The organism is Mycobacterium vicinigordonae (assembly GCF_013466425.1).
In the GTDB taxonomy this organism is placed as follows: Bacteria; Actinomycetota; Actinomycetes; order Mycobacteriales; family Mycobacteriaceae; genus Mycobacterium; species Mycobacterium vicinigordonae.
Genome location: NZ_CP059165.1, coordinates 5,569,890 through 5,589,261, shown reverse-complemented (window position 1 = coordinate 5,589,261; position 19,372 = coordinate 5,569,890). Strand labels below are relative to the sequence as shown.

The 19,372-nt window shown below is 66.8% G+C and carries 18 protein-coding genes; 7 read left to right on the top strand and 11 right to left on the bottom strand.

What is annotated here, in order from left to right; all coding sequences use genetic code 11:
* Positions 1-10: 10 nt before the first annotated feature.
* Complete coding sequence (locus tag H0P51_RS24990) at positions 11-820, bottom strand: lysophospholipid acyltransferase family protein (protein ID WP_180915485.1); 810 nt, start codon at positions 818-820, stop codon at positions 11-13.
* 155 nt (positions 821-975) lie between these two features.
* Between H0P51_RS24990 and H0P51_RS24985 the strand changes: the two genes are divergently transcribed.
* A complete protein-coding gene (locus tag H0P51_RS24985) occupies positions 976-2,088 on the top strand; it encodes an NAD-dependent epimerase/dehydratase family protein (protein ID WP_180915484.1) in 1,113 nt (370 codons plus the stop codon).
* Here the strand turns inward: H0P51_RS24985 and H0P51_RS24980 are convergent.
* The 9 genes from H0P51_RS24980 to H0P51_RS24940 all read right to left on the bottom strand — a co-directional run bounded on the left by H0P51_RS24980 (position 2,071) and on the right by H0P51_RS24940 (position 10,588).
* Positions 2,071-2,538, bottom strand: a complete 468-nt coding sequence (locus tag H0P51_RS24980) for a hypothetical protein (RefSeq protein WP_180915483.1) — start codon at positions 2,536-2,538, stop codon at positions 2,071-2,073. The two genes, H0P51_RS24985 and H0P51_RS24980, sit on opposite strands and share 18 nt — an antisense overlap.
* 125 nt (positions 2,539-2,663) lie before the next feature.
* Complete coding sequence (locus H0P51_RS24975) at positions 2,664-3,119, bottom strand: cupin domain-containing protein (protein ID WP_180915482.1); 456 nt, start codon at positions 3,117-3,119, stop codon at positions 2,664-2,666.
* Between the two features lie 13 nt (positions 3,120-3,132).
* The gene (locus H0P51_RS24970) at positions 3,133-4,572 is read right to left on the bottom strand and encodes a dihydrolipoyl dehydrogenase family protein (RefSeq protein WP_180915481.1); all 1,440 of its coding nucleotides are present in this window, start codon (positions 4,570-4,572) and stop codon (positions 3,133-3,135) included.
* A 49-nt stretch (positions 4,573-4,621) separates the two neighbouring features.
* Positions 4,622-5,296 carry a haloacid dehalogenase type II gene (locus H0P51_RS24965; protein ID WP_180915480.1) on the bottom strand — a complete coding sequence of 225 codons (675 nt, stop codon included), beginning with the start codon at positions 5,294-5,296 and terminating at the stop codon, positions 4,622-4,624.
* Between the two features lie 10 nt (positions 5,297-5,306).
* A complete protein-coding gene (locus tag H0P51_RS24960; protein ID WP_180915479.1) occupies positions 5,307-6,359 on the bottom strand; it encodes a zinc-binding alcohol dehydrogenase family protein in 1,053 nt (350 codons plus the stop codon).
* A gap of 93 nt (positions 6,360-6,452) precedes the next feature.
* On the bottom strand, positions 6,453-7,757 hold the full coding sequence (locus tag H0P51_RS24955) for a TetR/AcrR family transcriptional regulator (RefSeq protein ID WP_180915478.1): 1,305 nt from the start codon (positions 7,755-7,757) through the stop codon (positions 6,453-6,455).
* 65 nt (positions 7,758-7,822) lie between these two features.
* Entirely contained in the window at positions 7,823-8,695 is an 873-nt protein-coding gene (locus H0P51_RS24950; RefSeq protein WP_180915477.1) for an alpha/beta fold hydrolase, read from the bottom strand.
* A 73-nt stretch (positions 8,696-8,768) separates the two neighbouring features.
* Positions 8,769-9,572 (bottom strand): family 1 encapsulin nanocompartment shell protein, encoded by an 804-nt coding sequence (locus H0P51_RS24945; protein WP_180915476.1) that lies wholly within the window; start codon positions 9,570-9,572, stop codon positions 8,769-8,771.
* Positions 9,569-10,588: a Dyp-type peroxidase gene (locus tag H0P51_RS24940; RefSeq protein ID WP_180915475.1), complete on the bottom strand. Its 1,020-nt coding sequence runs from the start codon at positions 10,586-10,588 to the stop codon at positions 9,569-9,571. The genes H0P51_RS24945 and H0P51_RS24940 overlap by 4 nt, the downstream gene beginning before the upstream one ends.
* A gap of 49 nt (positions 10,589-10,637) precedes the next feature.
* Here H0P51_RS24940 and H0P51_RS24935 point away from each other — a divergent pair, with 49 nt between their 5' ends.
* From H0P51_RS24935 to H0P51_RS24925, 3 genes are all read left to right on the top strand, one after another.
* Positions 10,638-11,888, top strand: a complete 1,251-nt coding sequence (locus H0P51_RS24935; RefSeq protein WP_180915474.1) for a M18 family aminopeptidase — start codon at positions 10,638-10,640, stop codon at positions 11,886-11,888.
* 114 nt (positions 11,889-12,002) lie between these two features.
* Positions 12,003-14,264: a phosphoribosylformylglycinamidine synthase subunit PurL gene (purL, locus tag H0P51_RS24930; protein ID WP_180919219.1), complete on the top strand. Its 2,262-nt coding sequence runs from the start codon at positions 12,003-12,005 to the stop codon at positions 14,262-14,264.
* The gene (locus H0P51_RS24925; RefSeq protein WP_246398215.1) at positions 14,261-14,923 is read left to right on the top strand and encodes an Rv0804 family intramembrane glutamic endopeptidase; all 663 of its coding nucleotides are present in this window, start codon (positions 14,261-14,263) and stop codon (positions 14,921-14,923) included. The genes purL and H0P51_RS24925 overlap by 4 nt, the downstream gene beginning before the upstream one ends.
* Here the strand turns inward: H0P51_RS24925 and H0P51_RS24920 are convergent.
* Positions 14,878-16,092 carry an MCE family protein gene (locus H0P51_RS24920; protein WP_180915473.1) on the bottom strand — a complete coding sequence of 405 codons (1,215 nt, stop codon included), beginning with the start codon at positions 16,090-16,092 and terminating at the stop codon, positions 14,878-14,880. The two genes, H0P51_RS24925 and H0P51_RS24920, sit on opposite strands and share 46 nt — an antisense overlap.
* A gap of 19 nt (positions 16,093-16,111) precedes the next feature.
* Here H0P51_RS24920 and H0P51_RS24915 point away from each other — a divergent pair, with 19 nt between their 5' ends.
* The 3 genes from H0P51_RS24915 (at position 16,112) to purM (ending at position 19,305) form a co-directional block, all read left to right on the top strand.
* The gene (locus tag H0P51_RS24915; RefSeq protein ID WP_180915472.1) at positions 16,112-16,504 is read left to right on the top strand and encodes a sterol carrier family protein; all 393 of its coding nucleotides are present in this window, start codon (positions 16,112-16,114) and stop codon (positions 16,502-16,504) included.
* Between the two features lie 127 nt (positions 16,505-16,631).
* Positions 16,632-18,158: an amidophosphoribosyltransferase gene (gene purF, locus H0P51_RS24910; RefSeq protein ID WP_180919218.1), complete on the top strand. Its 1,527-nt coding sequence runs from the start codon at positions 16,632-16,634 to the stop codon at positions 18,156-18,158.
* A 73-nt stretch (positions 18,159-18,231) separates the two neighbouring features.
* Complete coding sequence (gene purM / locus H0P51_RS24905) at positions 18,232-19,305, top strand: phosphoribosylformylglycinamidine cyclo-ligase (protein WP_180915471.1); 1,074 nt, start codon at positions 18,232-18,234, stop codon at positions 19,303-19,305.
* The last annotated feature ends 67 nt before the right edge of the window (positions 19,306-19,372 follow it).

Sequence of the window (19,372 nt, the reverse complement as noted above, 5' to 3'; positions counted from 1 at the left end):
AACCTAGCCCTCAGCCCAGTACGGGCAGTCGGCGCTGGGCGGATAGCCGGTCGAGCGCGGCCTGCATCACCGAGCGGACGTGGGCGTCGACCTCGGCGACATCGGGATGGGTGCCGAATCGCGCGACGACATCGATCGGCTCGAGCACCTCGGTCACGATCTTGGCCGGCAGCGGCAGGTTCGGCGGGAAGATCACGCTGAGGCCGAAGGGAAACCCGAAGCTGACCGGCAGGATGTCCATTCGGGCCTTGGTCAGCCCCAGCTTGCGAGCCAGCCAGTTGCCCCTGGTGAGGAACAGTTGGGTTTCTTGGGCGCCGATCGACACCGTCGGCACGATCGGCACCCCAGCTTCGACGGCGGTGGTGACGTAGCCGGTGCGGCCGTTGAAGTCCACGGTGTTCGCTTCGAACGTCGGTCGGTAGGAGTCGTAGTCGCCGCCGGGAAACACCAGCACCAGCGCACCTGAGTGCAGCGCAGCGGCGGCATTCTCCCGGCTTGCCTCGATCACCCCGAGCCGGCGCAGCCAGCCGTCCATCGGACCGATGAACAGCCCGTAGTGGCCGAGCGTGTAGACGGGTCGGTCGTAGCCGAAGGCGTCGTAATAGGCCGGCGAGAAGATGAACACGTCCGGGGTGAACATGCCGCCGGAGTGGTTGGACACCACCAGTGCGCCGCCCGCCGCCGGAATGTTCTCCAGGTTTCGCACCTCGGCGCGATGCCACCGCCTGACCGCGGGCGCGACGGTGTCGATTACCCGCTTGGTGAAGGAGGGGTCCCACTTGGCGATCTCGCGTCCGTCTGGACTGTCGCTGCCGTTCATTGGCGTTCTCCGATTGTTGGCGAGGATGGCGTTGTGACGGGGATTACCCAGTTCAGGCGCTCTACGTATGTAGAGAATATGGTACTTTCGAAATAGGAGAATGTCATTATCGTGCGATGTGGCATACCGCACAGCAATGAGTTCAGGGAGGCGTCATGGCCGAAAAAGTACTAGTTACAGGAGGATTCGGGCTTGTCGGATCGCAAACTGTGCGACTGCTGGCCATTCAGGGGCACCACGTGGTGGCCACCGACCTTGGGACTCCGGCGCATCGCAAGGCAGCCAAGGCGCTGCCCGCTGGAGCACAGGCTCACTGGGCAGACCTCACCGATCCGAAGGCGGTCGCAGAGCTGGTCGCTCAGGTCGAGCCGACGGTCGTCATCCACCTGGCCGCGGTGATCCCGCCGGTCATCTATGGCCAGCCCGAACTCGCGCGTCGAGTCAACGTCGACGCGACGGTGTCATTGCTGCGTGCCGCCGAATCGTGCCCGCGGCCGCCCCGCTTCATCCAGGCGTCCAGCAACGCCGTGCACGGCGCCCGCAATCCGCACCATCATCCGGAGTTACTGACCGCCGAAAGCCCCCTCGCCCCGTCTGACATCTATGGAGCGCACAAGGCGGAGGCCGAGCAGTGTGTACGGAATTCGGAACTGCCGTGGGGCATATTGCGGCTGGGCGGCGTGATGAGCGTCGACCCCGGCGCGATGCCGTTCACGTTTGACGCCCTCTATTTCGAGAGCGCGCTTCCCGCGGACGGGCGGATGCACAGTGTTGACGTCCGTGACGTGGCGGTCGCGTTCGCCGCCGCGACAACCGCGCCCGCGACAGACGTCATCGGCGAGATTCTGCTGGTCGCCGGTGACGAATCGCACCGGCTGTTGCAGGGGGAGGTCGGGGCGGCGTTGGCGGCCGCTCGCGGTCTGGAAGACGTGTTGCCTGGTGGGCGCCCCGGCGACCCCGACAGCGACGAGGACTGGTTCGTCACCGATTGGATGGACACCACCCACGCCCAGCGGGTGTTGGCCTTTCAGCACCACCGGTGGCCGGACATGCTGACCGAGATGCGCGCCGCCACCGGTTGGCGGCAACACCCGATGCGGTTGATGGCCCCCTTGGTCCGGTTGATACTCAAACGGCGTGCGGCATACCGCAACGCGCCGGGACGCTACGCGAACCCGTGGGGTGCTATCCGTGCCAAACTTGGCGAACCGCGGCCAGACAAGGTGCTCACCGGCCGCTTGGCCGCGGGTTCAGCTTGCATCGAGTAGCGTTGTCGGAGAAGGTAATTCGACGACATTTAGCCCGGTGAAGAGATCGATCGCGGCGTCGGTGGCACGGTCGGCGAACGCTGCGAATTCGACGTAGTCGACCGGGTCCGCGATCCATAGGGTCTGTTCGCCGGTGACGCCGACGCGTTGCGGGTCGGAGGACCCGTGCACCACGGCGGCGATGTCACGGTTGAACTTGTTCCAGCTGCCGGCGAACTTGGTCAACCGAGGTCGCTCGGCGGCCGGAAAGAAACACGCGGGAGTGAACCGCATGGTGAAAACGTCGGGGTGCGCGGGCGGGATCTCCAGGTGCACGCGCAGACGTCTGCCGGCGTCGAGAACGAAGAAGAACTCGCCATCATGGCGCCCGCGAAAGTACCGTCGCCCGCGGGTGCGCAGGTACCGTTCGATCAAGTCCGTGCTCAGCGGCTCGGCCGAGAGGTCAATCATGGAGTCGATGCTCCGGCACCCGGCTATGCGCAGGCTTTTGGCAAAGCCAGTGATTGCGAAGAATCGGTTGAGAATTCGCTGAGTAACCCCGGTTCGCGGCCCCTCCCGGGGACGGTGTGCCGGCCCTACAGGGGATAGAGATTCGGCAGGTTCACCACGATGGCCTCCTGGCTGGAGCGGGCGATGACGACTTCGGCGGGCGTGGTGGGGTCCGGGTTCTCCTCCCGGTGCGGCACTAACGGTGGCACGAAAATGTAGTCGCCGGGTTGGGTCTTTATGCGCACTTCCTGCACGCCGTCGTGGAACACGAACTCTGGGTTACCGCTTCGCACATAGATCGCGGTCTCGGAATCGCCGTGGTGATGGTTGTCCGACGCTGTGTCGGGCTGGACGTAGGTCTCACCCATCCAGATCTTCGAGGCACCCACCGACATCCCGCTGATGGCGGCGAATCGCTGCAACCCGGCCGTCTGCGCGGTGTCGGAACTTAGCTCGGAAGCCTTGACATGGTGGACTCGTTTGCTGCGGGCTTCGACCTGGGCCGCGTCGAAATCGGGATGGAATCCGTCCGAGGTTGCCATGGACCATCCTTTGCTAGACCAACACGTAATCCGAATCCCGGTACGCTTCAAGGAGTCTGAGCCACAGCTCGCTGATCGTCGGGAAGCACGGCACCGCGTGCCACAACCGGTCGATGGGCACCTGCCCGGCGACCGCGACCGTGGCAGCATGCACCATTTCGGTAACCCCGGGGCCCACCATCGTCACACCGAGCACGCGATCGTCGTCGACGCCAACCACCATCCGCGCCCGACCGGTGTACCCGTCGGCGAACAGCTTGGCGCCGGTGACGACGTCGCCGATCTCCACGTCGACGATCTTGGCGCGGTGGCCATGTTGCGCGGCCTGCTCGGCGGTCAGTCCCACCGACGCCGCCTCCGGGTCGGTGAAGAACGCCTGCGGCACCGCGTGGTGGTCGGCGGTGGCGGTGTGCTCACTCCACGGCGCGGTGTCCAGTGCCTGCCCGTGCGCTCGAGCGGCGATGACTGCCCCGACGATCCGGGCCTGGTACTTGCCTTGATGGGTCAGCAGCGCGCGGTGGTTGACGTCACCGGCGGCATACAACCATCCCTCGCCGATGGCCCGCACGCGGCAGGTGTCGTCCACTTCCAGCCAGCTTCCCGGCTCCAATCCGACTGTGTCCAAGCCGATGTCGTCGGTTTGCGGCGCGCGTCCGGTGGCGAAGAGTATCTCGTCGACCTCCAGCGTGCTGCCGTCGTCAAGTTCGGCCAGCACCGGGCCGGGTCTGCTCAGCGCGGTCACCGACACGCCTTTGCGGACGTCGACGCCCGCCTCGGTCAGCCCCTTTTCGATGAGTTCGCCGACGAACGGCTCCATCCGCGGCAACAACTTCGAACGCACCAGCAGGGTGACTGATGCGCCCAAACCCTGCCAGGCCGTTGCCAATTCAACGCCAACACCACCGGCGCCGACGATCGCGAGCCGGCACGGGACCGAACTACTATCGGTGCCTTGCCGATTGGTCCACGGTCGGGCATCGTCGATGCCGGGCAGTTCGGGCAGCGCTGCCCGTGTTCCGGTGCACACGACGACGGCATGCCGCGCGGTCAGCGTGATCTCAGCACCCCCGGGCTCGGCGACCGTGACCCGGCGCGGACCCGCCAACCGGCCGTGCCCGCGGATCAGCGTCGCGCCGGTGCCAGCGATCCAGTCGGCCTGGCCGGAGTCATCCCAATTGCCGACGTAGTGGTCCCGGCGGGCGAACGTGCTTGCGGCATCAAGCGCGCCGCGGACCGCCTGGCGTGCGCCGTCGACACGGCGCGCGTCGGCCAGCGCGATGACTGGACGCAGCAGCGCCTTGCTCGGTACGCAGGCCCAGTACGAGCACTCGCCACCGGCGAGTTCGCGTTCGACGATCGCGACGCTCAAGCCCGCGACCCGGGTCCGGTCCGCGACATTCTCGCCAACCGGCCCCGCGCCCAGCACCACGACGTCGAAGTCGTGCTCGGTCATCGTCTGTCTCCCTTTCAGCTGAGTCCGTCACCGACGCTACGCCGCGCGGTCATGGCGTGAGACGGCGGACGAGCGCGCCGAGATCGGCGGCGACAAGATCCGGTTGGGGTAGGCCGGCGACGGGTAGCGGCGGATTGCCGGGCCGGGTGATCAGCGCGGTGTGCATCCCGATGCTCTGTGCGCCGAGCAGGTCCCAGACGTGCGCGGCCACCATCATGCAGTCGCCGGGCGCGGCCGCGAGTTCCCGGCAGGCGTAGCGGTAGACCGTTGGGGCCGGCTTGAACTCCCGGCAGGAGTCGACGCTGAGCTGGCACTCGAAAAACTCCGCCAATCCGGCTTCCTCCAGCGGTGTCCGGTCTGCCGCGAGATGGGGGGAATTGGTCAATGTGGCCAACCGAAAACCGTTGTCGCGCAGTAGCGCCAGCGCTGCTGCGGCATCGGGATGTGCGGGCATCCGGCGCATGCCGGTACCGATCCGGTCGAGGTCGGCCTCGCTCACCTGTACGCCGTGCACCTCGGCGAGCATGCGCAGCACACCGCGCGCCAGCGTGAAGAAGTCGACATAGCTGCTCGACAGTGTCACGGTCATTGAATACGTCACGAGTTGACCGAACCACTCGCGCAGCACCCGCGGATCGCCGAACAATTCATCGAAAAGTGGTGCCAGGGAATCGATATCGATCAACGTCTCGTTGACGTCGAAGATCAGCACAGAGGGCGCCACGTCACCGACGCTAGTCCAGGACCACGACCATTTTTCCGCCGGCCTCTCCCGCCTCCATCACCTGGTGTGCCTGGTGAATCTGATCGAAGGAGAACACCCGGCTGGGCGCGGCGTCGAGGCGCCCTTCGGCAACTTGCTTGGCGATGTCCTGCAGCGGAACGTCGGACAGCGGGAAGCTCGGTGTGCCGAACACGAAGCTGCCGAAGAAGTTCAGGTTTACTCCGCTCGCCATCCGCAGTAACGGGTTGAAATCTCCGATCGGGTCCAGGCCACCCAGCCATCCCGCTAAGCAGGCCGTGCCGCCGCGGCGCAGCATGTCCAGGGAATCCAGAATGGTGCTGTTGCCGACGAGATCCAGCACGGCGTCGATCCGCTTAGCTTCGGCAATGTGCGCGGCGAGGTCGGTTCGCTCCAGCTCGACTCGCACGGCGCCCAGTTTCCTCAGTGTGGGGGCGCGTGCTGGGTTCCGCGTCGTCGCGAGGACTTGTGCGCCAGCGGCGACCGCCATCTTCAGGGCGGCTTGACCGAAAGACGAAGTCGCACCACGGATCAACAGGGTCTGGCCCGCCACCAGCGCGAGGTTGCGGAACAAACAGGTCCACGCGGTCGCGTACGTCTCGGGCAGAGCCGCCAACTGTGCCCATGGCAGGTCGGAGTCGAGCGCCGCGACGTTCTCCACACGTACCCGGGTGTATTGCGCATAGCTGCCATTGACGGTTCGGCCCAGCCCGCCCATTAGGGCAGCGACTTTGGCCCCGATTGGAAACTCACCGCCGGGGCAGGCGTCCACCAGGCCGACGCACTCGATCCCGCTCACTTCGGCCGCCTCGGCCCACTCGCCGCGACGCATATGCGCTTCGGCGTGGTTGATACCGAAGCCTTTGACTGCGATCACCACTTCGCCGTCCCTCGGCAACGGTTTGGGGATGTCGGTATAGACCAGGCTGTCCAGGCCGCCGAAGCGTGCCAACACGATCGCCCGCATGGTTTCACCGTTGTGCTGGTCGCGTACCACCGCCGGTGCGGTAGGCAGTGCGTGGGCGACTTTGTCCGAAACAGTCATGTTGCCTTCACTTTTGAGCCGTCGCACGGCATATATGGGTTATACAACCCAATATTATGGGACAGGTAACCCATTTTGTCTAGGGGTGCCGAATCAGTCGATCGCGGCGAAGGACCGCACGTACCCCACGGCTGCCCGCAAGGTGGCGGCGATAGGTCCGGCGTCGCCGGTGGCGTGCGTGACCATCGCGCCGCCCTGGTGTGCGGCCACCAGGGACACGGCCAGGTGTCGCGGGTCGGCGTCGGCGCGCAGTTCGCCGCGGCGCCGCATTGCGACGAGCCCGGTACGAAATAGCTCGATCCACTCGTCGTACCCGGCAGATAGGTCACGGTGGATCTCGTCGTCCGCATCGATGAGTTCTCCGGCCAACGAGCCGTAGACGCATCCCCCGCGTCGATAGACGGTGTCAACGTCGTTCAGACAGGCGTCGGCCCAGGCTGCCACGGCATCGAGACTGTCCAGAGTGCCGAACTGTTGCCGGGTGTGAAATGTTCGCACATCGTTGCGGCGTGTGGCGATGACCTGGCGGGTCAGTGCGCGCTTGTCCCGGAAGTAGTGGGTGATCTGCGAACCACTCACGCCGGCGCTGGATCGCACGTCCTCGATGCTGGCGTTGGCGACGCCGCGCTCGAACATTAGATCGGCGGCCGCCGCGACTATCCGCGCCCGAGTGGCCAGACCCTTCCTGGTCAGCCGTGAGCCGGTGTCGTCGCCCTCGGATCGCGCGGATTCTTGTGGTGCGCGAGGTTCCCGCGGTGGGCGGGGAGTCCGTTCGGCGGGATCGGTGGCGAATGCGCGCAGCCAGTTGACCGCAAATCGGGTCGCGTCCGCGTGCGGCCATTCCGCTCGATAGGTAAAGGCAAGGGTAGCGCCACCCTGATGGGCACTGACCACGGCCATAGCCAGCGCCCGCGGCTCGGCCCGGGCAGTCAGGGCTTTGGCATCCTTCATTCGGCCGATGGCTTGTTCGATCAGGTCGATCCACCGCCAATAGCCTGTCGCCAGGCTCCCCCGGGTAGCGTCGTCGGACTTGGCGAGTTGCGCTGCGAGAGCATGGTAAGTCGGAGTGCCGGTGTACTCGATGCGTCGGAGGTAACGCATGTTGAGGTCGATCCATCGCTCGAAGTCGTCGAAGGTGTCCAGTTGTCCGAGTTTTGGCTGGCGGTGGAAGTCGAGGACCACCTCGATCTGGCGGTCGATGACGGCGTGCAGCAGCGCGCGCTTGTCGGTGAAATAGTGCGCCAGCTGCGAACCGCTCACCGCGGCGGCCTTGCGCACGTTGTCCATATTGAACGCAACCAGGCCTTCGGCCACGATCAACTCGCCCGCGGTCAGCACTATTCGCTCGCGAGTGGCGCGCCCCTTCGCGGTCAACCGCTGTTCGGCGTCCAGATCCACGGCGCCAGGCTAACGCCGGCAGATCTTCGATCATGGGATATACAGCCCGGAGCCGCCCCACTTGGTCAGGTGGCTACCAGTCGCCGGGCCAAAAATGCGCGAATCAACTGGGTGGTCTCGTCGAACGCCGACTCCAGCAGGAAGTGCCCGCCGTCGAGCAGGTGGATCTCGGCGTCGGGCAGATCGTCGGCGAAAGCCGTCGCGCCGGCCGGGCCGAATATCTCGTCACCCCGTCCCCAGACGGCCAGCAGTGGAACGCCACTGGCGCGGAAGTACTCGTGCAGACGCGGGTAGAGGGGCGGGTTCGTCGCGTAGTCGCGGAAGAGCTTCAACTGCACCACGTCGTTACCGGGACGTGCCAGCAGCGTGTAGTCGTGTTGCCAACAGTCAGGGTCCACCAGCGTCTGATCTGCCACGCCGGTCAGATATTGCCACCGGGTGGCCTCCAGGGTGAGGAACTGCCGGACCGCGGCCTCGTTGGCGGTGCTGCGGTCGCGCTGGTAGGCCCACACCCCCTCCCAGAAGCTTGCGACGAAGCCGGCGTCGTAGCCGTTGCCGTTCTGGCTGACGATGGCCGTAACCGCGTTCGGGTCGCGCAGTGCCAGTCGCCATCCGATCGGGGCACCATAGTCCTGCACATACATGGCGTACTGGTTGATGCCCAGCGCACGCAGCAGTCCGGCGGTCAGGTTGGTCAGTGCGTCGAAGGTGTAATCGAAGGCCTCGACCGGCGGCGCGTCGGAAAGGCCGAAGCCGAGGTGATCAGGGGCGATCACGTGATAGCTGTCCGCGAGCGCCGGAACGAGGTGGCGGAACATGTGTGAGCTGGTCGGGAAGCCATGCAGCAGAACCACAGTGGGGCGGTCCGGCGTCCCGGCCTCGCGGTAGAAAAGTTGGTGGCCCTCGACGGTGATGTAGCGATGGTGAACGGACGGCACGAGCATCCCCCTAAGGCAATAAAATGGGTTGTGCAACCCATTATGCATCAAGGGCGTCGTGCGTAGCGGCCAGCTATGCCGGCGGGCTCAGCGCCACCGACGCCTCGGCGGTGTAGCACAGGAACGTCAGGGTCTCCTGCAGGTAGAGCTGCACCGTGTCGGCGTCGTGGCTGAGGTAGCCGATCGACACGTCGGTGCCCAACTGCAGGTCGAAGTCGCCGCCGCGGGTGGTCAGCAGGAACGCGCCGTCGATGGCCGGCGCCCAGATGATGTCGCCGTCGACCAGACGGTTGAGATGTTCCAGGATCGGATAGCCGTGTGCGGTCGTCTCACTGACCTTGGTGTAGGCGTCTGCCGACAGCAGCACCGAGTACGGGCCGTCCACCCCGGCGAGCCGCAGCTCGGTCAGCGCCTGGGTGATCACGTCTGGAATGTCGCGCGGGTCCTCCGGCAGCGTCAACGGCGGGTTGGAACTCGATTTGCGGATGCCGTCGATCGACGCCGCCGGGTACCCCTCGAAAATGGCGCGGTCCTCGACGAACGCCAGCTTCTTCGCGGCAACTTTGACCGGGTCCCAATCGGAGTCGTTGGACCCGCGTTCGACGTCGTCGATCTCGCTGCGCGACAGGGTGAACGGAACCCGCAGCCGCACCAGCGGCTTGCTGGTACGCAGGTGGGCCACCACGCCGTCGGTGGGTGCCTGCACGTCGACCAGCCGGCCGGTGCTGACGGCCGCGGTGACCGGGCCGCCGGGCTCGCTGACGTCGACCACGCGGCGTCCGGCGAGGTGCCGCTTGAACGTGCGTGAGGCCTCCAATTCGATTTCGGCCCAGGCGACTTCGGTGACCGGTGCCAGATCGCGGTACAGGTTGTTCATCGGGACATTCCTTTCAGGCTGCCGATCGACAGGGAACCGTCGTACGAGGGTGGGGCCGCATCCGCGGTCGGCGCGGGCGTCTGCGGCAGGGGTGGCGGGTCGTCGAGGAAATCCACAGTGGGGGAGAAAAACATCGCGCCGGTGACGGCGGTCGAGAAGTCCAGTATCCGATCGGTGTTGCCGGGCGGGTCGCCGAGGAACATGTTCCGCAGCAGCTGCTCGGTGACGGCGGGGGTGCGCGAATAGCCGATGAAGTAGGTGCCGTACTCGCTCTTGCCGACCTCGCCGAACGGCATATTGTGCCGCACGATCTTCAACTCCGTGCCGTCGTCGTCGGTGATCACGTTGAGCGCGATGTGCGAATTGGACGGTTTCACACCGTCGCCGAGTTCGATGTCTTCCAGCTTGGTCCGCCCGATTACCCGCTCCTGCTCGGTGACCGACAGCGATTCCCACGACGTCATGTCGTGTACGTACTTCTGCACGTGCACATAGCAGGAACCGGTGAAGTCGGGGTCCTCGTCGCCGATTGCGGTGGCGCTAATAGCAATTGGGCCGTCCGGATTCTCGGTCCCGTCGACGAAGCCGAGCAGATCGCGGTTGTCGAAGAACCGAAAGCCGTGCACTTCGTCGACCACCGTTACCGCCCCGGCCGTCGCCTTGAGGATGCGCCCCGCCAGCTCGAAGCATACGTCCATGGTCTCGGCGCGGATGTGGAACAACAGATCGCCCGGGGTGGCCGGTGCCGAGTGGCGAGGACCCTCCAGCGCCACGAACGGGTGCAACTCGGCGGGCCGCGGTCCAGAGAACAACCGGTCCCAGGCGTTCGAGCCGATCGAGGTGATCACCGAAAGTCGTTTGGTCGGGTCGCGGAAGCCGATTGCACGCACCAATCCGGAGATGTCGGCCAGGGCGTCGTGAACTTTCTCCTCGCCACCTTCGTCAATGGTGGCCACCAGGAAGATCGCGGCGGGCGTAAGGGGCGCCAGAATGGGCTGCGGCTGAACATCGGGCACGGTTCGACCCTAACGCCCCGGTACGCGACGCGGTGCCTAACCTGGGTGCATGGTGGCCACCGCGCCCGGGTTGGGTGAATTCATCGACGCGTCCCCGTCGCCGTTTCACGCCTGTGCGACGGTCGCGGTGCGGCTGCTCGAGGCCGGCTACACCGAACTTCGCGAGCTCGATCGCTGGCCCGCTGAACCGGGCCGCTATTTCGTGGTACGCGCCGGATCGCTGGTCGCCTGGCATGGCGGGGTGGCGGGCACACCGTTCCGCATTGTCGGCGCGCACACCGACAGTCCCAATTTGCGCGTAAAGCAGCACCCGGATCGCGTGGTCGCCGGCTGGCGGGTGGTGGCGCTGGAACCCTACGGCGGTGCTTGGCTGAACTCCTGGCTGGACCGCGACCTGGGCATCAGCGGGCGATTGTCGGTGCGCGAAGGCAGCGCTGTCAGCCATCGGCTGGTGCGGATTGACGAGCCGATCCTGCGGGTGCCGCAGTTGGCTATCCACCTGGCCGACGACCGCAAGTCGCTGACGCTGGATCCGCAGCGCCATCTCAACGCGATTTGGGGCGTGGGGGAGGGGTCGTTTATCGATTACGTCGCCGGGCGCGCGGGTGTCGCCGCGGCCGACGTGTTGGCCGCCGACTTGATGACACACGACCTGACCCCGTCGGCGGTGATCGGTGCGGACGCCAGCCTGCTCAGCGCCCCGCGGTTGGACAACCAGGCCAGCTGCTACGCCGGACTGGAGGCGCTGCTGGCCGCCGAGCCGGGCGATTTCCTACCAGTGCTGGCGCTGTTCGACCACGAGGAGGTTGGCTCGACTTCCGACCATGGCGCGCAGTCCAACCTGCTGACCACGGTCTTGGAGCGCATCGTGCTGACCGCTGGCGGCGGCCGCGAGGACTACCTGCGGCTGCTGCCCGCGTCGCTGCTGGCCTCGGCGGACATGGCGCACGCCACCCACCCCAACTACCCGGAGCGGCACGAGCCGGGCCACTGGATCGAGGTCAACCAGGGACCGGTGCTCAAGGTGCACCCGAATCTGCGGTATGCCACCGACGGTCGCACGGCCGCGGCTTTCGCGCTGGCCTGTGAGCAGGCCGGAGTGTCTCTGCAGCGTTACGAACACCGCGCCGACCTGCCGTGCGGGTCGACAATCGGGCCGATGGCGTCGGCCCGGACCGGGATCCCGACCGTCGACGTCGGAGCTGCCCAACTCGCCATGCACTCGGCGCGCGAGTTGATGGGCGCCCACGACGTTCCGCGGTACGCCGCGGCGCTGCGGGCGTTTCTCACACCGGGATAACCGCGCATCCCCGGGCCGTGGGCACTCGAGGTGCAGATGGCGGCAGCTCACACGCGGCGGGCGGGGCGGGCTGGACTCTAGACTGTCGTCGTGACAGGCGCGCGCACTCCCACGATCGATACCGTCGAACACGCCGCAACCACTCCCGACTATCCGCAACCGTTTCACGAGCTGGGCCTCAAAGAGGACGAATATCAGCGGATCCGCGAGATCTTGGGGCGTCGGCCCACCGACACCGAGTTGGCCATGTACTCGGTGATGTGGAGCGAGCACTGTTCGTACAAGTCCTCGAAGGTGCACCTGCGCTACTTCGGCGAGACCACCAGCGAAGAGATGCGCACCGGGATGCTGGCCGGTATCGGCGAAAACGCCGGCGTCGTCGACATCGGTGACGGATGGGCGGTCACCTTCAAGGTGGAGTCGCATAATCACCCGTCGTATGTGGAGCCGTATCAGGGTGCGGCTACCGGCGTCGGCGGCATCGTGCGCGACATCATGGCAATGGGCGCGCGGCCGGTGGCGGTGATGGACCAACTGCGGTTCGGCGCCGCCGACGCGCCCGACACCCGCCGCGTGCTCGACGGTGTAGTCCGCGGCGTGGGCGGCTACGGCAACTCGCTGGGCCTGCCCAACATCGGCGGCGAGACCGTCTTCGACGAGTGCTACGCGGGCAACCCGTTGGTGAATGCGTTGTGCGTCGGCGTATTACGCCAGGAGGACCTGCACCTGGCGTTCGCCTCTGGAACCGGGAACAAGATCATCCTGTTCGGGGCGCGCACCGGTCTGGACGGCATCGGCGGGGTGTCTGTGCTGGCCTCGGACACATTCGACGCCGAGAACTCGCGCAAGAAGCTGCCCTCAGTGCAGGTCGGTGACCCCTTCATGGAGAAAGTCCTAATCGAATGCTGCCTTGAGCTCTACGCCGGCAAGCTCGTGGTAGGGATCCAGGATCTGGGCGGCGCCGGATTGTCTTGTGCAACATCGGAATTGGCCTCCGCGGGCGACGGCGGCATGGCGATCGACCTGGATGCCGTTCCGCTGCGGGCCAAGGAGATGACGCCCGCCGAGATCTTGTGCAGTGAGTCCCAGGAACGGATGTGCGCGGTGGTGACGCCGGAGAACGTGGACGCGTTCCTGGCGGTGTGCCGCAAGTGGGAGGTGCTGGCCACGGTGATCGGCGAGGTCACCGACGGCGACCGATTGCGCATCACCTGGCACGGTGCGACGGTGGTGGACGTGCCGCCGCGCACGGTGGCCCACGAGGGTCCGGTGTACCAGCGGCCGGTGGCCCGCCCGGATACCCAGGACGCGCTCAACGCCGACACTTCGGCCACCCTGCCCCGCCCGGCCACCGGCGCCGAACTGCGGGCGACTTTGCTTGCGCTGCTTGGCAGCCCGCATTTGTGCAGCCGGGCATTCATCACCGAACAGTATGACCGATACGTGCGCGGCAACACGGTGCTGGCCGAGCATGCCGACGGCGGGGTGCTGCGCATCGACGAGGCGACCGGCCGCGGCATCGCGCTCTCCACCGACGCTTCCGGGCGTTACACCCAACTCGACCCCTACGCTGGCGCCCAATTGGCGCTGGCCGAGGCTTACCGCAACGTCGCCGTCACCGGCGCAACCCCGGTTGCGGTGACCAACTGCCTCAACTTCGGCTCGCCCGAGGACCCGGGTGTGATGTGGCAGTTCGCTCGGGCGGTACGCGGACTAGCCGATGGCTGTGCGACCCTTGGGATTCCGGTCACCGGTGGTAACGTCAGCTTCTACAACCAGACCGGTTCTTCGGCGATCCTGCCGACCCCGGTGGTCGGTGTACTCGGTGTACTGGACGACGTCGGCCGGCGTGTTCCCACCGCGTTAGGTACCGAGCCCGGCGAATCGCTGCTGCTGCTCGGCGACACCCGTGACGAATTCGACGGATCCATCTGGGCACAGGTCAGCGCCGATCACTTGGGCGGGCGGCCGCCCGCGGTGGACTTGGCGCGCGAAAAGTTGTTGGCCGAGGTACTGCGCGCCGGGTCTCGGGACGGGTTGATCACCGCCGCCCACGACCTGTCCGAGGGCGGACTGGCCCAAGCCGTCGTGGAAGCGGCGCTCGCCGGTGAAACCGGTTGCCGCATAGTACTTCCCGAAGGTGCCGATGCCTTCGTTACGCTGTTCTCCGAGTCGGCCGGCCGGGTGCTGGTCGCCGTCCCGCGCACCGAGGAGAGCCGGTTCCGCTCGATGTGTGAGGCGCGCGGGCTGCCCGCGGCGCGCATCGGAGTCGTGGACCAGGCGTCGGACCAGATCGAGGTGCAGGGACTGTTCACCGTTTCGCTGGCAGAACTGCGCGAGACGTCCGAGGCGGTGCTGCCACGATTGTTCGGTTGAGGTTGCGCGCACTGGCTTTAGCGGCCGGGCTGGTCGGCTGGAGCTTCGTCGTTCCCCGGGTTCCCGCCACCTGGCGGACCCCGGTGCAGGCGGTCGCCGGTGGGCTGCTGGCGTTGATGGCGCGAGCCCCGCTGGGTCTGCGGCCGCCGCAGCTGTGGGCGGGATTGCGGTCCGGATCGCTGGCCGCCGCCGTCGCATCGGTGGCGATCGGCACTGCCACACCGGTGCCCGCAGTACGGCTCTCGATGGCCGCACGCGAGTTGCCTCCGTCGGTACGGGGCTGGCTCGGGCTGCACATTCCGGTCGGCACGGTGTGGGCCGAGGAGGCCGCCTTCCGCGCCGCGTTGGGCGTCACGGCGGCCCGGGCATTCGGGGACGTCGGGGGAAGGCTATTGCAGGCCAGTGCATTTGGCTTGTCGCACGTCGCTGACGCCCGGGCAGCGGGCCAGCCGGCGGTGCCGGTTGCGGCGGTCACCGCCCTGGCGGGCTGGGTGTTCGGCTGGCTGGCGGACCGAAGCGGCAGCCTGGCGGCGCCGATCCTGGCGCACCTGGCCGTCAACGAGTCCGGAGCGGTTGCCGCGGTGGCCGTCCAGCGGCGGAAGCGCAACGACGCTCAGGGGTTGATGGTGGGATCGCCGACCTGGCGGCCCCACACGTAATCGATAACGAAGGGCGAAGGGATCTCGAAGTGGTTGTAGGGCGCCAGGCTGGCGCCCACATCCATCACCAACAGCGGCGCCGGCCACAAGTCGCGGGTGATGGTCTGCCAACATCCCGGTTTGCCACCCGGCCCGCCGTGGGCGTTGATCCGGGGCAGGTTGTCCGGATAGATGTAAGGGTTTGGGGCGCCGGAGACGGCGCCCGCCGAGGTTGCCCCCAGCGCGTAGCCGTTGAACCCCAGTGCATTGTGGATCCGTGGCGCAACCTGGTCGTAGTTGCGTAGCGTGCAGAAGATTTCGGGGCTGTATTCGTCCAGCAGTTGTGCGGTCGGGACCAGGTCGGCTGCGCCGCGGGCCAGGTATGGCCCGGCCCGCTCGAAGACAGGCGCCGTGTCGTTGCCCAGCCCGGCGGCCGCCAGCAGCGCCGCATCCAGGGCGCCGCGTTGGCGGTCGACGGTGCGCGCGGTCGTCGCGGCCTGGTTGAGCGCTTCCACCAGGTCGGGTGCGGCGTCGGCGTAGACGTCACCCAGCGCCGCCAGGCGCTGCATGTCAAAGCGCGCCTGCGGCATTCGTGGGTTCAGATCGTCCAATATCGCGTTGCCGTTAGTCAGGGAGGCGCCGAACTTGTCGCCCAGCCCGGCCAGGGCCTGGCCGGCGGCGCTGAGCGTCAGGTTGAGCTTGACCGGATCGACCTTTTCGGACAGCGCGGTCAGGGTCTGGAACAGCGAGTTGAACTCGGTGGTTACGTGCGTCGCGTTGATCACCGTCGACGGTGTGATGTGTTGCGGCGCCGGGGTTTGCGGCGAAGTCAGCGATACGTACTTATTGCCGAACACCGTGGTCGCGGTGATTTGCGCGGCCACGTTGGCCGGGATCTGCGGGATGTAGCGCGGATAGATATCCAGCACCAGTTGCGCCGCCGGACGGTCGTCGTGGGTGATCTCGGAGATGTCGGAGACCCGGCCGATCTGCACCCCGTTGTAGGTGACCTTGGCGCCGGGGTCCAGCACCAGACCCGCGCGGGGGGCGATCATCGTCAGCTTGACTTTCGGAGTGAAGTTCCCGCGGAACTGCCAATACAGCGACCCGAGCACGAACACCAGCACCATCAGTGCCGCCAAGCCGATGGCCTTGAATGGCGGTCGCGTGCCCGAGCGACGACGCTCCATGACTCTGAGACCCTAAGGTATGGCGGCCCGCAATAGAACCGATCCGGCGAAGACCCGGCAAGCTGTGTCGGCCCTGGCGGATTGGCTGCGCGACGATTCGATTCCGGGACCGGACCGGGATGCGCTCGGGGCGGCCGTACGGTTGACCGCTCGCACTCTGGCGGCGTCCGCGCCGGGCGCCACCGTGGAGGTGCGGGTGCCGCCGTTCGTCGCGGTGCAATGCATATCGGGGCCCCGGCATACCCGCGGTACGCCGCCCAACGTCGTCGAGACCGATCCCCGAACGTGGTTGTTGCTGGCCACCGGGCTAATCAGCGTCGACGAGGCTCTCGCGAGTGGCGCGCTAACCCTCTCGGGCTCGCGATCGCGTGACATTGATCACTGGTTACCAGTGCTGCAGGTGGGGTACTGACCATAGGTTTTGTGCCCACGTGTACGGCGCGCCGCGGCTCGACACGCGGTTTGGATTGCACGGCCGGGCGGTGCTGCCCGTAGACTCCGAAGACGTCACCAACCGCGCCCCAGGGAGCCGCCAAACCGTGACCGCGCAGCAGCCCGACCAGGACTTCAGTTCGCCTCGTGAAGAATGTGGCGTATTCGGGGTCTGGGCCCCCGGGGAAGACGTCGCCAAACTCACCTACTACGGCTTATACGCGTTGCAGCATCGGGGCCAGGAGGCCGCTGGGATCGCGGTTGCCGACGGGTCTCAGGTCCTGGTCTTCAAGGACCTCGGACTGGTCAGCCAGGTATTCGACGAGCAGACGCTGGCGGCCATGGACGGCCATGTCGCCATCGGGCACTGCCGGTATTCCACCACCGGCGACACCACCTGGGAGAACGCCCAGCCAGTATTTCGCAACACCGCAGCCGGAACCGGGGTTGCGTTGGGCCACAACGGGAATCTCGTGAACGCCGCCGAACTCGCCGCGCGGGCCCGGGACGCGGGACTGATGGACAAACGGTACCCGGCCCCGGCAACGACGGACTCCGACATCCTCGGCGCGCTGCTCGCTCACGGCGCGGCCGACTCCAGCCTGGAACAAGCCGCGCTCGAACTGCTGCCGACCGTGCGCGGCGCGTTCTGCCTGACTTTCATGGACGAGAACACCCTCTACGCCTGCCGCGACCCGCACGGCGTGCGCCCGCTGTCGCTGGGGCGGCTGGACCGCGGCTGGGTGGTCGCATCCGAAACCGCCGCGCTCGACATCGTCGGAGCCTCGTTCGTCCGGGACATCGAGCCGGGTGAACTGCTGGCCATCGACGCCGACGGGGTGCGGTCCACCCGCTTCGCCAACCCCTCGCCCAAGGGCTGCATCTTCGAATACGTCTACTTGGCCCGACCCGACAGCATCATCGCCGGACGGTCCATCCACGGCGCGCGCCTGGCGATTGGCCGCCGGCTGGCACGCGAGTGCCCGGTGGACGCCGACCTGGTGATCGGCGTGCCGGAGTCCGGCACCCCGGCCGCGGTGGGCTACGCACAGGAGTCTGGCATCCCGTACGGCCAGGGCCTGATGAAGAACGCCTACGTCGGTCGTACATTCATCCAGCCGTCGCAGACCATCCGCCAACTCGGTATCCGGCTCAAGTTAAATCCGCTCAAAGAGGTGATCCGCGGTAAGCGGCTCATCGTCGTCGACGACTCGATTGTGCGGGGGAACACCCAGCGTGCGCTGGTACGCATGCTGCGCGAAGCGGGTGCAGTGGAAGTTCACGTACGGATCGCCTCACCACCGGTGAAATGGCCCTGCTTCTACGGCATCGACTTCCCGTCACCGGCGGAATTGATCGCCAACGCCGTCGAGGACCAAAGCGAGATGCTGGAGGCAGTTCGGCACGCGATCAACGCCGACACGCTCGGGTACATCTCGCTGCGCGGGTTGATCGCCGCCTCCGAGCAACCCGCCTCGCGGCTGTGCACCGCCTGCTTCGACGGCACCTATCCGATCGAGCTGCCGAGTGGGAGCGCGCTGGGCAAGAACGTCATCGAGCAGATGCTCGCCAATGCGGCACGCGGCGCCGGCCTGGGCGATCTGGCCGACCCAGAAGTGCCCGTCGGGCGTTGACGAGACCGATCGCGCCGCGCAACCGGCAATAACTGATGCCGACGGTGCGCACCGGGCGGTAGCCTTTATCGCGATGACGGATCCCGAACGCAACCAGGGCGTCACCTACGCATTGGCCGGAGTGGACATTGAAGCCGGTGACCGCGCTGTTGACCTGTTCAAACCACTGGCGAACAAGGCCACCAGACCCGAGGTACGTGGCGGGCTGGGCGGGTTCGCCGGGCTTTTCGCGCTGCGCGGTGATTACCGCGAACCGGTGCTGGCGGCGTCCACCGACGGTGTCGGCACCAAGCTTGCGGTCGCCCAGGCGATGGACAAGCACGACACCATCGGGCTCGACTTGGTGGCCATGGTGGTGGACGACCTCGTCGTGTGCGGCGCCGAGCCCTTGTTCCTGCAGGATTACATCGCGGTCGGCCGTACCGTCCCGGAGCGGGTCGCGGCGATCGTCGGCGGCATCGCCGACGGTTGTGTACGCGCCGGCTGCGCGCTGTTGGGCGGTGAGACCGCCGAACACCCCGGCCTGATGGAACCCGACCACTACGACATCTCTGCCACCGGCGTGGGTGTGGTGGAGGCCGACGACGTGCTGGGACCGGAGCGGGTCAAGCCCGGCGACGTCATCATCGGTATGGAATCTTCGGGCCTGCACTCCAACGGATACTCCATGGCCCGCGCCGTGCTATTGGACATCGACCGGATGAACCTGGCCGGTTACGTGGAGGAATTCGGGCGCACGCTGGGTGAGGAACTACTCGAGCCCACGATCATCTATGCCAAGGACTGTCTGGCGCTGGCCGCCGAGACGCAGGTCCGCACCTTCTGCCACGTCACCGGCGGCGGGTTGGCCGGCAACCTGGCTCGGGTCATCCCGCCGGGGCTGGTCGCCGAGGTGGATCGCGGCACCTGGACACCCGCGCCGGTGTTCGCCATGATCGCCCAGCGTGGCCGGGTCACCCGGGTGGAGATGGAAAAGACGTTCAACATGGGCGTCGGCATGATTGCCATCGTCGCTCCCGAGGACACCGATCGGGCCCAGGCCATCCTTACCGCGCGGCACCTGAATTGCTGGGTGCTGGGCACTGTCGGGAAGGGTGGAAAGGACGGCCCGCGGGCCACACTCGTCGGGCAGCATCCGCGGTTCTGAACGGGCTTAGCAGAGCTACCCAGAGCACTGTGCCGATGCGGGAGCGCATCGGCACGGTCGGGATCAG